Below are 13,037 nucleotides of genomic sequence, written 5' to 3' on the forward strand. Positions count from 1 at the left end.
CGATAGTCAGGGACGGATAGTCTGACTTCCCCTGATTGTCGATTGCCCGCTACAATTTACTGCCTACGCAATACTGATTACCAAGTACATGGCTGAAATAGAAATAGCTAGTCCTGCACCCAAAGCCGAACGCGCCAAACCTGCTGAGTTGGTTCAACTCATTGTGTTTCGGTTGGGCGACGAGGACTACGGCATTCGTATCGAACAGGTGAAAGAGGTAACGGTGACGCCCGAAGTGGCGCGCATGCCCAAAACTCCTCCTTTCATCAAAGGAATTGCTAACCTGCGCGGCGATATCATTGCCATTATTGACTTAGAGGAACGGTTCCGTCTCCGCCCAGCCGGGCGCCCCTTGCCCGAACGTTCTTACACGGTGGCAGTTGAAGCGGCCGATTACACCCTCGGGCTGATGGTGCGCGAGGTACCCCGGCCTTTCACCCTCCCGCTGAGTCAGATTGAGCCGCCGCCGGAGTTTGTGCAGGATTCCAGCACGCGCGACAAGTACCTCGAAGGCATTGCCAAGTTACCCGAAGGCGGCATCATAATCGTTTTGGATATGCGCAAGCTCCTCACTCCGAGTGAGGTGATGCGTTTGCCAGGCAAAGTGGCATCTTCGTAAGCCCCAGCCCGTACAACCGGGGCTGGGCCACGGGGCTCGACCATATTCTAGATTTTCCTCATGTCATCCAATACCATGAATAAGCGCATCCTCATCGTCGACGACTCTTTTTATATGCGCACGATGCTCAAGAACATGCTCACCGATGCTGGCTACGAAGTAGTTGGCGAGGCGGCTAATGGAGCCCAAGCTCTTGAGATGGCAGTGTCGACTTCTCCCGACCTCATCACCCTCGACGTCATTCTGCCCGATAACACCGGGCTGGATGTGCTCAAAAGCCTTCGCCAAACCCAGCCATCCTCCAAAGTGGTAATGTGCAGCGCTGTTGGCCAGGAAGTTATTGTGAACGAGGCCATCGAAAACGGGGCCTTGGCATACATTGTCAAGCCTTTTTCGGAAGAGAAGGTGTTGGAAATTGTGGGTGCCGCGTTGCAAAACGACGCCACTGAAAAGACTGCATAAGGTGCGGCTGCATTCCTCCGTAGCTGTGGTGCCCTCCGTCGGAAACGATGGGGCGTGGCTGCGCGCCTCGGTTTGGGGAATGAAATATCCTAAACGCTCCGGCCAATGAAAACGCGCGACCAGGAATACCGGGAGCTGTTCATGGCCGAAGCCTTGGAGTATTATGACTCCATGAGCCGGCACTTGAGCGAGCTGGAGCGCAATCCCGACGCCGGGCCTGCCCTCAACGAGCTATTCCGACTTATGCACAACCTGAAGGCCAATGCGCGTGCAATGGGCTTCACGGACCTGGGCGAAGTAGCCCACCATCTCGAAACCCTATTTGGCCTCATCCGGGACCGAGAGCGGACTTTTAGCGGGTCTTTGATTCAGGTGGTGTTCACTGGGGTTGACGCCTTGGGCAACATGATTCGCGCCGTAGGGGCCAATCAGCCTCTGCCCGATGTAGCGACGCTATTGGAAAATCTCGACCGCTTGGTGCGGGGCGAAGAGCCGGTGTTGGATGACGAAGACCTTGTGGAAACCGACGAGGAAGCCGGCCGCAAAATGGAGTTATCGGACTTGGTGTACATCCAGGTTAAGAAGCTCGATAACCTCCTAAACTTGGTAGGGGAGCTGGTAATTGACCGCGACCGGATAATGACGCTGGCGCAGGAAATTGATAACCCGGCCTTGCTAGCTACTGCGCAGCACCTGTTCCGCATTTCCGACGACTTGCAGTACAGCGTGATGGATGCGCGGCTGGTAGGAGTGGGCGTGCTGCTGAATAAGTTTCCCCGGGTAGTGCGCGACGTGGCCGCTGCCGAGGAGAAACAAGTGGAGCTCATGATGAGCGGGCAGGACGTGCAAATTGACCGCAACATTCTGCAAATCATCACGGATGCCTTGCTCCACTTGGTGCGCAATGCCGTCAGCCACGGGCTCGAAACAACCCAGGAGCGGCTGGCCAGTGGCAAGCCGGCGGTGGGGCAGCTCACCCTTTCGGCTTTGACCGAGCGCGACGATGTCCTTATCCAAGTTCGCGACGATGGCCGCGGCATCGATACCGAAGCTGTTCGCCGCAAAGCAATAGACCGCGGCCTGACCACTGCCAAAGCAGCTGCTAAGCTGGATGAACACGCCATCTGGGCTTTCTTATTTGAGCCCGGCTTCTCGATGGCGCAGCAAGTGACCGACATCTCGGGCCGTGGCGTGGGGCTCGATGTAGTTAAACTCGCTCTCGATTCGTTGGGTGGCCAGCTTCGCGTAGAGTCAGAGATGGGCGCCGGAACCACCTTTACCCTGGTTCTGCCCACATCTATCGCTGTAAAAGGAGCCTTACTAGTGGAAGTAGACGAACGGCCGTATGCCGTGCCGCTGCTACACACCGAAACGGTATTGGCTCTGCACCCCGGGCAGATTTCGGTAGTGGGTGGTGTGCTGGTAACCCATTTCCACGAGCAGGCGGTACCATTGGTGCCGTTGCGCCAGCTTCTGTTTGACGAGGGCGACGAACCCTTGCCCCCGGCAACTAAAACTGATATGAATGGCCCCCAGCATGTGCTGGTGGTGAACTACAACAACCGTCGCCTGGGCTTGGTGGTCGACCGATTTATGCGTCAGCAGAACATCGTTATCAAACCGCTCAGCAAGCCCCTCGATACTATCGATTTGTTTGGGGGAGTTACCCTGCTCGGGAGCGGGCAAGTCTGCCTTGTGCTTGACGTACCCGCTCTAAATCGTTTGTTTTTGAACAAACGGCCTTAAACTAACTTTTCTTTCACCCCAGTACTCGCAGCTGCACTTCCCCTATTCTGTACGTTATGGATTTATCGATGACTGACTTAGAGCGTGATATAATCCGCGAGATTCTAAATATCGGCTTGGCCCGCGCCGCCGATTCGTTCGCCGTTATTGCCCAAGAGCGTGTGCTGTTGGAGGTGCCGAATATTGACCTGCTTGACAGCGACGATATTCTGGTGCGCGTGCGGGACTATCAGGCGAAGCATGTGCCTATCCAGTCCGATATCCGGGGTGATTTTAATGGCACTACGCTCATGTTCTTTTCGGGCCAGCACATTCAGCGCCTTTCGCGGGTGTGCCTGCGCATGCAAACCCAGGAATCATTGGAGGTGAACGAGTTGCAGGAATCTTTGCTGCTCGAAATCAGCAACATCATCACTGGAGCGTTGGTGACGCAGCTAGCCAATATTCTTAAGGCCAATATCTACGGCGCTCCGCCTACCGCTCCGGGCGGTGATATTGCCGACATCATGCAGGGTCTGTTGCCAGAACACCAACTGCAGCCTCTCATCTTTTCTGTTATCACGCAGTTTTCGGACAAGGATAACATGGTAGAGCTTCCCCTGATGCTGTTCTTTGACCGCGAAACGTTTACCAAGATTCTGGAGATAATTCGTAGCTACGACTTCCTGGGCAGCCAAATGTCGGCTTAAGCAGCGTTAGGTAACTAAAAGAATACGTCATGCGGAGCCTGAGTGAGCTTCCTGACCGCATCCGTCCGTCGTGCTGACGAAGGAAGCATCCCATTTAAACGGACGAGCTGTTCGGCGAGATAGGATACTTCGCCAGCCTGGCAGGAATTAAGGATGTAGTCATGAGGCTTCAGCAAGCTCCACATGACGTTTTTTTGTTGGGTACCGTATTCTCTGGTTCGCTGTCCGTACCCTTCTCAATTCAACTCATTTCAGAACAACTTCTCATGTCTAAATCCGAAGCCGCTCTGGCCCAAAAAATAGCCACTTTTGACCCCAACGCCCCTGGCGATGCCGCAGGCGGTTTGTTCGGCCTGCCCTTTACTCCTGAGGAGGCACGCGTGGTAGTAGTGCCCGTGCCCTGGGAGGTAACGGTAAGCTACCGCGCCGGCACGGCCCAGGGCCCGGCCGCCATTCACGAAGCATCGCTTCAAGTTGACCTGTACGACCCGGACCTGCCTGATGCCTGGAAGCTCGGCTTGGCCATGGAGGAGGAAGACGAGACCATCGCCGCGGCCAGCAATAACCTGCGTCCGTTGGCAGCGGAGTACATCAATTGGGTTGAAGAAGGCCAACCCGATGCTGGGACCAGCAAACACAGTAGCGTGCCCGCTAAGGTCACGACCGAAGGAGCAGTGATGGTGAAGTGGCTGAAAGAGAAAACCGGGGCCCTCCTCGACGCAGGCAAAAGCGTGGTAGTGCTCGGCGGCGACCACAGCACGCCGCTTGGCTATATGCAGGCGTTGGCCGAGCGCCACGAGGAATTCGCCATTCTGCAGTTCGACGCCCACTGCGACTTGCGCCCTGCCTATGAAGGCTTCAAGTACTCGCACGCCAGCATCATGCACAATGCTCTTGAGCTGCCCCAGGTGAAAAAACTGGTGCAGGTAGGCATCCGCGACATGTGCCAGCAGGAAGCAGAGTTCATCGCTCACTCCAATGGCCGTGTGGCCCTATTCAGCCAGCGCTTTCTGAGCGAGGAGAAATTCGCCAAGAAGTCGTGGAAGAAGGTGTGTGGTAAAATCATCGCCCAGCTGCCACCCAAAGTCTACATCAGCTTCGACATCGACGGGCTGGACCCCAAGCTGTGCCCCGGTACTGGAACCCCCGTGCCCGGCGGCCTGGAGTTCGAAGAAGCCACTTACTTGATTCGCTCCATCGTACGAGCCGGCATCACCATCATCGGCTGCGACCTCAACGAGGTAGCGCCCGGCGACACCGATTGGAACGGCATAGTAGGCGCCCGCCTGCTCTACCAACTTTGCAACTGGATGGCCGTATCGCAAGGGCGCCTCGTTGCCAAAGGCATGGAGGTGGCCGAGTAACCTTCTTTCACCTCAACCCTTGTTCCAATGCTTGGTTTTATCCTCAAATTCATTCTCACCGCAGTGCTCGTCTACGGCCTCAGCATGGTGCTGCCGGGCGTGGTGTTGGGCGGCTTCGGCAGCGCGGCCATTCTGGTACTAGTGCTCGGCGTATTGAACGCCGTGGTTAAACCCATTTTGAAAATTCTGGGCTTTCCCATCACGGTTCTCACGCTGGGCTTGTTTCTGCTAGTCATTAATGTCATCATTGTGAAGCTGGCCGATTTCCTGATGAGCAGCTTTGATGTTCATGGGTTGCTCAATGCGTTGCTATTCAGCATTGCGCTGTCAATTGTAAATGCTGTTGTGGATTTGGTGGTAGACTAGTTTTAAGTATTTCCGAAAAAGCCCCACTGGCGTGACTTAATTCAAAGTCACGCCAGTGGGGCTTTTTCATTAGTTCAGTAATGAGTGTTAAAAGAGCATTATGCCAGTCTACTCCTCCAGCGCTTCACGCCCCACAATGCAAAGCCACCTAACAAAAGGAATGGCCAAATGGTGACCACCCCAATCAGTAAACTGGTGATGAGGGTCCAGCCTGTATAAAAGGATTCGACCAACCGGCTGCTGAACGATACAATAGGAGCATCGGGAACGGGTTGGGCTAAGGCTTGGTAGCAAACCAAGGAAATGGTAGAATAAGCTACTTCATCGTTAAGGGTTTTGAGGCGACTTTCGGTGCTTTCAATTTCCTCACGTACTTCCCCGATTTTCCCTTCTACCTCCAGCACCTCACTGATTTTCTTGGCGCGTGCCAGCAAAGCAATGTAGCGTTGCTCCACCACGCGCTTGGTGGCAAGCCGGGCCGAAATATCGGCGTGTTGGGCCGTGACGTCGTCGGTGGTTATACGCTTTTCTTCTACCGTTCCCAAGCTTCCCAAAGCCGACATGATGGCGCGAAAGCGGGAGGGAAGCACCCGAATGGTCATGGCCTGCCGCCACTCGTCGTCCTCGCGTATCTCTCTCGCTGCGCTCAGATAGCCACCATTGCGTTGCACTAAGCTGTCGAGCCGCCGGCTGGCTTGTGGCAGGTTATCTACTTTCACCCGTAAATCGGCGTGGTAAATCAAACGTCGCGCGGGTGCAACCACGGCGGCCGTTGGCGTAGGCAATGCAGGTCCTATCATTTCTGCCTTATCGGGCTCATCTGCCTGCATGGGAGGTGGTGCGCTCATGGCTACGCTTTCCAGCCTCACACTGCTCCTTTCGGCAGTTTGTTTATTCTCGTGACTGCAGCTGCTCATAAGCGCTGCCAGCTCAAGGACGATTCCTGGGGTGTACTTCATGATTCATCGGCATTAGAGTGAAACCTGAAACAGAAGCTGCGCAGCTACTTTCATTCCAACGCACAATCATTAGTAACCCATATACTTCAAAATAAAAATGCCCGACTTGTAAGCCGGGCATTTCCATAAATTAAAATCGTACTGGCTTAAATGCGCCGAATATCCGCACCCAACGCATTCAGACGCTGGTCGATAAACTGGTAGCCGCGGTCAATCTGCTCCACGTTGAGGATGGTGCTGGTGCCTTCAGCTGAGAGCGCAGCAATGAGCAGCGCCACGCCAGCCCGGATATCAGGCGAGGTCATGGTGATGCCGTGGAGTTGCTTGGCCTGGTCGAGGCCGATAACCGTGGCGCGGTGCGGGTCGCAGAGAATAATCTGGGCACCCATGTCGATGAGCTTGTCCACGAAGAACAAGCGGCTCTCAAACATCTTTTGGTGAATGAGCACCGTGCCTTTGGCCTGGCAGGCTACTACCAGCACAATGCTAAGCAGGTCGGGGGTGAAGCCGGGCCAGGTGTGGTCGCTCACCGTGAGGATGGAGCCGTCCAGGTACGTGGCAATCTCATAGTGCGGCTGGGCCGGAATGTGAATGTCGTCGCCCCGGAATTCAATCAGAATGCCCAGCTTGCGGAAGGTGTCGGGGATGAGGCCGAGCTGCGGAATCTGGCAGTCTTTGATGGTAATTTCGGAGCCCGTCATGGCCGCAAGGCCGATGAAGGAACCGATTTCAATCATATCCGGGAGCATGCGGTGCTCGGTGCCGCCGAGGCTTTCTACACCTTCAATGGTGAGCAGGTTGGAGCCGATGCCTTGAATGTTGGCGCCCATGCGCACCAGCATGCGGCACAACTGCTGCAGGTAGGGCTCGCAGGCGGCGTTGTAGATGGTGGTGGTGCCTTCGGCCAGTACGGCCGCCATCAGGATGTTAGCCGTGCCCGTTACCGAAGCTTCGTCGAGCAGCATATGGGTGCCTTTCAGCTTGCCATCGGCTTTGATGCGGTAAAAATCCAGGCCTTCGAGGGTGAGCTTGCCGCCTAGTTTTTCGAGGCCCAGGAAGTGCGTGTCCATCGGCCGGCGGCCAATTTTATCGCCGCCGGGCTTGGGCAATTGGCAACGGCCGTAACGACTCAGCATAGGGCCGAGAATCATCACCGAGCCACGCAAAGCGCCGGCTTGGGCAATGAATTCGGGCGAATCCATGTAATCCAAGTTTACATTTTCAGCCTGGAAAATGTAGGTATCGGTGGCCAGCTTGCCCACCTTCACGCCCAGGTCGCGCAGCAGTTCGATGAGCTTGTTGACATCGCGAATGTCCGGGATGTTACTAATGGTAACCGGCTCGGACGTGAGCAATACGGCGCAAAGAATCTGGAGGGCTTCGTTTTTGGCGCCCTGGGGCGTGATTTCACCGCGCAAGGCTTTGCCGCCGCGTACTTCAAATGCTGCCATTTATCTGGAGCTGTTAGCTAATAGCTGTTGGCTGATAGCAACTAAAAAAATGATTGCTGATTGACCCGCTTAGGCAGGACTTAGCTAACAGCCAACAGCTACTAGCTAACAGCATAAAAATTACTGAGGAGGCTGCTGGGGTTCTTGACGGCCTTTTTTGCGCTTCTTGCCGCCTTTGTTGCCGAAGCCGCTGCGACCCTCGCGGTTGTCGCGGCCCTCGCGCCGGTCGCGGCCTTCGCGCTGCTGGGGCTGGGGTACAATAAAGGCTTGGGTCCGACCAGTGCCCACAGGCATTTCGAATAGATTTTCACTGTCCACCACGGCCGGGTCAAGCTTGAGCTGACCACCTGAGAGCTCGCCCAAATGGCGTAGGATGGTCACATCTTTCGCGTTTTCCTTGTTGTGCTGGCGGTACAGGAACTTCATTGTCCGGCCAATCTGCACGGTGGCTTGTTCGCGTTCCGCAGCATCCTCAATGGTGACGGCCTTCGCAATAAGGGCTTCGACTGCAGCACCGTAAGCACGTAGCTTAGGTGCCTGGCGTGGGTAGGGAACGCGAGTAGGCTTCTCGGTGCGCACCGTGAGGCTGCGCAGTGGCACGGGAGCGTCGAGAGCTACTTCTTCGCCCGCCATGGCGTGCAGGTGATTCCAGAGGCGGGTTTGCACTTCGGGCAGCTCACGCAAGGCCGGCTGCAGGCGCAGCATAAGCTGCACAATTTGCCCGGCCCGCTTGGTGCGCTCGGCTGGGTCTTCAATTGCTGCCAAGCCCAGAATAAGCTGGTAGGTACTATGCCCGTATTCGCGCACCAGCAGTTGCAAGTGGAAGGGCAGGGTGGTGAGGTCGGTCATAAAAAGCTATAGGAGCGCGGCCGGCGGCAGAGCTCAGGCCAAAGATACGGTTGTGGTTGGCTCGGGAAGGTAGAAATCTTAGCGCGTCATGCTGAGCTTGTCGAAGCATCTCTACCAAGCAGTAATTTGCTATTGCGGTGGAGATGCTTCGGCAAGCTTAGCATGACTCAATGAAGATAGATGCTTCCTAATTAGTGTACCCGCAGCTTCGCAAAGCTCAGCAACAGCACCTTTTCGCCCACTTCCTCAAACTGAATAGTGGCTTTGGTGGTGCCTTGTTGGGTTTCGAGTTGGCTTACCACGCCAAAGCCGAATTTGGCATGCTCTACGCGCTGCCCGCTCTGGAGGTTGGAAGTATCGGAGGGCGTGAAGTCGGCCGGGGCAATATACTTGGTCGCCTGCACTTTACGAGGCGCCGTGGGAATCAGGTTAGAGCGACGCTCGAATACGTGTTGAAACGGCGACTCTCCTGCGCCCGGCCCGGCCGCGAACTTGAAGTTAACGTATTGCGGGTCAATTTCATCCAGGAAGCGGCTCTTCTCGCAGCTGCGCAGGTTGCCCCACTGGTAGCGCGACGTTGCATAGCTCAGCGTAAGCTTCTTCTCGGCTCGGGTGATGGCCACGTAGAACAAACGGCGCTCTTCCTCCAGGTCCGCCCGCGAGGTAATCATCATCTGACTCGGGAAGAGGTTTTCCTCCATGCCCACGATGTATACGTTGCGGAATTCCAGGCCCTTGGCCGAGTGAATGGTCATCAGCGTCACCGCTTCGCCGTCTTGCTGAGCATCCTTTACGTCGGAGTCCGTTACAAGGGCAATGTCCTGCAGGAAAGCGCCGAGGCTCTTGTCTTCGCGCTCGGGGTCGTCGACGTATTCCTTGATACCGTTGAGCAGCTCCTGCATGTTTTCGTAGCGGGAAAGGCCTTCGATGCTCTTATCGGCATACAGCTCTTCGAGCATGCCAGAGTTTTTGGCGATGAATTTGGCGGCCTCAAAGGCGTCCTCTTTCTCCGCAATCACCATGTAGCTCTTGATTTTCTCCGCGAAGCCCACCACGGGGTTCGATACCCGGGCAGGCATAAACTGGTCGGCGTTGGCCACCACTTCCCACAGGGTGTGGTTGTTTTCGTCGGCCGTGGTAATCAGTTTGCTAATGGTGGTGTCGCCAATACCGCGCTTGGGATAATTAATTACCCGGCGCAAGGCCTGCTCGTCGTTTTGGTTGACGGTCAGGCGCAAATAGGCCACTAAATCCTTGATTTCCTTGCGCTGATAAAACGACAGGCCGCCAACAATTTTGTATTTAATATTTAATTTCCGCAGCGCTTCTTCCATTGCGCGGCTTTGCGCGTTGGTGCGATAGAGGATGGCGAAATTGTCGTAGGAAAGATGACCATTCATCTTGTCCTCGTAAATGGAATTAGCCACCAATTTGCCCTCCTCGTTGTCGGAAGCGGCTTTCAGGACCTCAATCAGGGTGCCGTCTTCGTTCTCCGAAAAAACATCCTTACGCAATTGCGCCTGGTTGTTTTTAATTACCGAATTGGCCGCCCACACGATGTTTTTAGTGGAGCGATAATTCTGCTCCAATTTAAATACCTGCAGTTCCGGGTAGTCTTTCTCGAAATTGAGAATATTGGTGATGTCAGCACCGCGGAAGGCATAAATACTCTGCGCATCGTCGCCCACTACGCAAATATTCCGCTCTTTCGCTGCGAGTTTGCGAGTAATCAAATACTGCGAATAGTTGGTGTCCTGATACTCGTCCACCATCACAAAGCGGAACATATTCTGGTACTTGTTCAGCACGTCGGTGTGTTCCTTGAACAGCACGTTGGTGTTGAAGAGGAGGTCGTCGAAGTCCATGGCACCGGCCTTAAAGCAGCGCTGCTGGTATTGCTGGTAAAGCACCCCGATTTTGGGGCGGAGCGCCGCCTCGTCGTCGGCCTTAATGGCAGCGTCGTTGAGGTACTGATTTACCGAAATCAGCTTGTTTTTAGCGGCTGAGATGCGGCCGAGCACCAGGCTGGACTTGTAAAGCTTGTCGTCCAACTCCAGTTCTTTCACAATCTGGCCAATCAGGGTCTTCGAGTCCTGGGTGTCGTAGATGGTGAAGCTGCGGGGATAGCCAATCTTGTCGGCCTCGGAGCGCAGGATTTTCGCGAATACCGAGTGAAACGTGCCCATCCAGAGGTTGCGGGCGGCGGGACCTACTACTTTCTCAACCCGGGCGCGCATCTCCTTGGCGGCCTTATTGGTAAAGGTGAGGGCGAGGATGTTGAATGGATCGACGCCCTTCTCCAACAGGTTGGCAATGCGGTAGGTGAGTACCCGGGTTTTGCCCGAGCCGGCACCGGCGATAATCATGCACGGGCCTTCGGTTTGCATTACCGCGGCGGCCTGTGAGCCATTCAGGAGGGATAAATAATCTAGTGCCATCTGCGAATTAAGCCGCCTAGGGGGCGGTTGACAAAGATACGGCCCACTAAGTAGGGGGCGCAATGAATTTCTGACCCCGCCGTCGGGGTTATCTTTGTACTAATGATTATTATTCAAGAAACGGTCATCTCTGACGACATCGCCGACAATTTTTTTGTCTGCAATCTCGAAGCGTGCAAAGGCGCCTGCTGCGTGGAGGGCGACCTCGGCGCGCCCCTCGAAGAGCCCGAACTTAAGATTCTGGAGCAGGAGTACGCCAACATCAAGCCCTTCCTCACCGATGCTGGCCGGGCAGCCATTGAAGCCCAAGGCCTTTACATCAAGGACTGGGAAGGCGACTTCAGCACAACAACGATTGACGACAAGGAGTGCGCTTACGCGCTCTACGATGAGCGCGGCATCCTGAAATGCGGCATCGAACAGGCGTACCTGGCTGGCGCTACTACTTTCAAAAAACCCATAAGCTGCCACTTGTATCCGATTCGCATTACGAAATACGACGGCTTTGATGCCCTGAATTACGACCGGTGGGGTATTTGCAACCCGGCGTGTGCGTTTGGTGGCACACTTGGGGTGAAGGTTTATCAATTTTTGAAAGACCCACTTATTCGCAAGTACGGTGAAGGCTGGTACGGCGAGTTGGTGCGGGAAATTGAGAACCCGACGCCCTTTAAGAAGTAGTTTCTGTCATCCTGAACGCAGTGAAGGACCTTATCACGCTAGAACGACTTGTTCTAGCGTGATAAGGTCCTTCACTGCGTTCAGGATGACGGAGGCTTTAAAAGCTTACGCCTCTTTCACTACAATCTTCTCGATTTCGTCGTTGGCCTGAATCTGGTCGATAACCTCAACGCCTTCCACTACTTTACCGAACACGGTGTGCACGCGGTCGAGGTGGGCGGTGTTCTGGCGGTCGTGCACCACGAAGAATTGCGAGCCGCCGGTGTTTTTGCCAGCATGAGCCATGCTCAGGGCGCCGCGCTCGTGGTACTGATTGTTGCCGCTGGTTTCGCAGTCGATTTTATAGCCGGGGCCGCCGGTGCCAGGCGCGCCTTTTGCGCCGGCCCGGGTGTTGGGGCAGCCGCCCTGAATCACGAAGTTGGGAATGACGCGGTGAAATTTCAGGCCGTCGTAGTAGCCTTTTTCAGCCAGGTCGATAAAGTTCTTTACAGTTTTAGGAGCGTCTTGCTCGTAAAACTCAACCTTCATTACACCTTTTTTGGTGTGGATTTCAGCAGTTTTCATGTATCGCGGGTTTGGCGGATAAGTGGGATTTTACGGAAACAAGGAGATGCTTACGATAGTACGAAGGTAAGAAATAGGCTGCGTTGCAAAACATCCGGAGGGGTTTCCTTCTTCGTAAGCTCAACTACACTCCTTAACATCTTCACTTTCATCTCATTTTCACCACATCTTTCACAACCCCGTTCATGAAAAAGCAAATTGCTCCCCTGATGGCTGCTCTAGCCACGTCGCTCATGCTGGCTAGCTGCGGCACCGACACTGCCACTACCGAAACCGCCACTACCACCGAAACGACCGATTCCAACATGGCGATGGAAGGCGATTCGTCCCGTATGGCCAAGCCTGAAGGCGTAATGGTTGACGGCGTAGCCATGACAGCCGACAAAAACATTGTAGAAAATGCCGCTGCTGCTTCAAGCGTGAGCACTCTGGTTGCTGCTGTGAAGCAGGCTGGCCTGGCTGAGACGCTGAGCGGCCCGGGCCCTTTCACCGTGTTTGCGCCGACCAACGCTGCGTTCGACAAGCTCCCCAAAGGCTTCGTAGCCGGCCTGATGGACCCCGCCAGCAAAGCCAAGCTGGCTGGCTTGCTTACCTACCACGTAATCCCCGGCCGCTTGGTGGCCGCTGACCTGAAAGACGGCCAGGAACTGACCACCGTGAATGGCGAGAAGCTGCGCATCTCGGTAAAAGACGGTAGCGTGATGGTGAGCAATGGCAAAGATGCTCCTGCCACTGTACAAATTGCCGACGTTATTTCCAGCAATGGCGTAACCCACGTTATTGATGGCGTGATTCTGCCTAAGGGCAAGTAAGCTTTCGGTTGCTAACCCCAAAGAAAGCCCCACCAGT

Annotated in this window: 13 protein-coding genes; 8 read left to right on the plus strand and 5 right to left on the minus strand. The window is 55.1% G+C overall.

The window, feature by feature from the left end; translation table 11 throughout:
• The first annotated feature begins 88 nt into the window (after positions 1-88).
• From BMZ66_RS01920 to BMZ66_RS01945, 6 genes are all read left to right on the plus strand, one after another.
• Positions 89-619, plus strand: coding sequence for a chemotaxis protein CheW (locus BMZ66_RS01920; protein ID WP_092668406.1), 531 nt, complete (start codon positions 89-91; stop codon positions 617-619).
• A gap of 60 nt (positions 620-679) precedes the next feature.
• Positions 680-1,081, plus strand: coding sequence for a response regulator (locus BMZ66_RS01925; RefSeq protein WP_234794943.1), 402 nt, complete (start codon positions 680-682; stop codon positions 1,079-1,081).
• A 105-nt stretch (positions 1,082-1,186) separates the two neighbouring features.
• A complete protein-coding gene (locus BMZ66_RS01930; RefSeq protein WP_092668410.1) occupies positions 1,187-2,827 on the plus strand; it encodes a chemotaxis protein CheA in 1,641 nt (546 codons plus the stop codon).
• A gap of 56 nt (positions 2,828-2,883) precedes the next feature.
• The gene (locus BMZ66_RS01935) at positions 2,884-3,516 is read left to right on the plus strand and encodes a chemotaxis protein CheC (RefSeq protein ID WP_234794944.1); all 633 of its coding nucleotides are present in this window, start codon (positions 2,884-2,886) and stop codon (positions 3,514-3,516) included.
• Positions 3,517-3,782: 266 nt separating this feature from the next.
• Positions 3,783-4,880 (plus strand): agmatinase family protein, encoded by a 1,098-nt coding sequence (locus BMZ66_RS01940; RefSeq protein WP_092668413.1) that lies wholly within the window; start codon positions 3,783-3,785, stop codon positions 4,878-4,880.
• A gap of 27 nt (positions 4,881-4,907) precedes the next feature.
• A complete protein-coding gene (locus BMZ66_RS01945) occupies positions 4,908-5,246 on the plus strand; it encodes a phage holin family protein (protein ID WP_092668415.1) in 339 nt (112 codons plus the stop codon).
• A 98-nt stretch (positions 5,247-5,344) separates the two neighbouring features.
• Here the strand turns inward: BMZ66_RS01945 and BMZ66_RS01950 are convergent, their stop codons facing one another.
• From BMZ66_RS01950 to BMZ66_RS01965, 4 genes are all read right to left on the minus strand, one after another.
• Positions 5,345-6,094, minus strand: a complete 750-nt coding sequence (locus BMZ66_RS01950) for a DUF4349 domain-containing protein (protein WP_177204556.1) — start codon at positions 6,092-6,094, stop codon at positions 5,345-5,347.
• A 257-nt stretch (positions 6,095-6,351) separates the two neighbouring features.
• Complete coding sequence (gene murA, locus BMZ66_RS01955) at positions 6,352-7,656, minus strand: UDP-N-acetylglucosamine 1-carboxyvinyltransferase (protein ID WP_092668419.1); 1,305 nt, start codon at positions 7,654-7,656, stop codon at positions 6,352-6,354.
• A gap of 120 nt (positions 7,657-7,776) precedes the next feature.
• A complete protein-coding gene (locus BMZ66_RS01960; protein WP_092668421.1) occupies positions 7,777-8,505 on the minus strand; it encodes a DUF4290 domain-containing protein in 729 nt (242 codons plus the stop codon).
• A 191-nt stretch (positions 8,506-8,696) separates the two neighbouring features.
• Entirely contained in the window at positions 8,697-10,943 is a 2,247-nt protein-coding gene (locus BMZ66_RS01965) for an ATP-dependent helicase (protein ID WP_092668423.1), read from the minus strand.
• A 102-nt stretch (positions 10,944-11,045) separates the two neighbouring features.
• Between BMZ66_RS01965 and BMZ66_RS01970 the strand changes: the two genes are divergently transcribed.
• Positions 11,046-11,624: a DUF3109 family protein gene (locus BMZ66_RS01970; RefSeq protein WP_092668425.1), complete on the plus strand. Its 579-nt coding sequence runs from the start codon at positions 11,046-11,048 to the stop codon at positions 11,622-11,624.
• Between the two features lie 105 nt (positions 11,625-11,729).
• Here the strand turns inward: BMZ66_RS01970 and BMZ66_RS01975 are convergent, their stop codons facing one another.
• Positions 11,730-12,188: a peptidylprolyl isomerase gene (locus tag BMZ66_RS01975; protein WP_092668427.1), complete on the minus strand. Its 459-nt coding sequence runs from the start codon at positions 12,186-12,188 to the stop codon at positions 11,730-11,732.
• A 185-nt stretch (positions 12,189-12,373) separates the two neighbouring features.
• On the opposite strand from BMZ66_RS01975, the gene BMZ66_RS01980 reads away from it, so the two are divergent.
• Positions 12,374-13,000 (plus strand): fasciclin domain-containing protein, encoded by a 627-nt coding sequence (locus BMZ66_RS01980; protein WP_092668429.1) that lies wholly within the window; start codon positions 12,374-12,376, stop codon positions 12,998-13,000.
• Positions 13,001-13,037: the final 37 nt, after the last annotated feature.

The organism is Hymenobacter arizonensis (genome assembly GCF_900115775.1).
Taxonomy (GTDB): Bacteria; Bacteroidota; Bacteroidia; order Cytophagales; family Hymenobacteraceae; genus Hymenobacter; species Hymenobacter arizonensis.

Bases quoted from the DNA above. Each gene is read 5' to 3' on its own strand.
- BMZ66_RS01920 (WP_092668406.1), top strand. From the start codon at position 89: ATGGCTGAAATAGAAATAGCTAGTCCTGCACCCAAAGCCGAACGCGCC.
- BMZ66_RS01925 (WP_234794943.1), top strand. From the start codon at position 680: ATGTCATCCAATACCATGAATAAGCGCATCCTCATCGTCGACGACTCT.
- BMZ66_RS01930 (WP_092668410.1), top strand. From the start codon at position 1,187: ATGAAAACGCGCGACCAGGAATACCGGGAGCTGTTCATGGCCGAAGCC.
- BMZ66_RS01935 (WP_234794944.1), top strand. From the start codon at position 2,884: ATGGATTTATCGATGACTGACTTAGAGCGTGATATAATCCGCGAGATT.
- BMZ66_RS01940 (WP_092668413.1), top strand. From the start codon at position 3,783: ATGTCTAAATCCGAAGCCGCTCTGGCCCAAAAAATAGCCACTTTTGAC.
- BMZ66_RS01945 (WP_092668415.1), top strand. From the start codon at position 4,908: ATGCTTGGTTTTATCCTCAAATTCATTCTCACCGCAGTGCTCGTCTAC.
- BMZ66_RS01950 (WP_177204556.1), bottom strand. From the start codon at position 6,094: ATGAGCGCACCACCTCCCATGCAGGCAGATGAGCCCGATAAGGCAGAA.
- murA (WP_092668419.1), bottom strand. From the start codon at position 7,656: ATGGCAGCATTTGAAGTACGCGGCGGCAAAGCCTTGCGCGGTGAAATC.
- BMZ66_RS01960 (WP_092668421.1), bottom strand. From the start codon at position 8,505: ATGACCGACCTCACCACCCTGCCCTTCCACTTGCAACTGCTGGTGCGC.
- BMZ66_RS01965 (WP_092668423.1), bottom strand. From the start codon at position 10,943: ATGGCACTAGATTATTTATCCCTCCTGAATGGCTCACAGGCCGCCGCG.
- BMZ66_RS01970 (WP_092668425.1), top strand. From the start codon at position 11,046: ATGATTATTATTCAAGAAACGGTCATCTCTGACGACATCGCCGACAAT.
- BMZ66_RS01975 (WP_092668427.1), bottom strand. From the start codon at position 12,188: ATGAAAACTGCTGAAATCCACACCAAAAAAGGTGTAATGAAGGTTGAG.
- BMZ66_RS01980 (WP_092668429.1), top strand. From the start codon at position 12,374: ATGAAAAAGCAAATTGCTCCCCTGATGGCTGCTCTAGCCACGTCGCTC.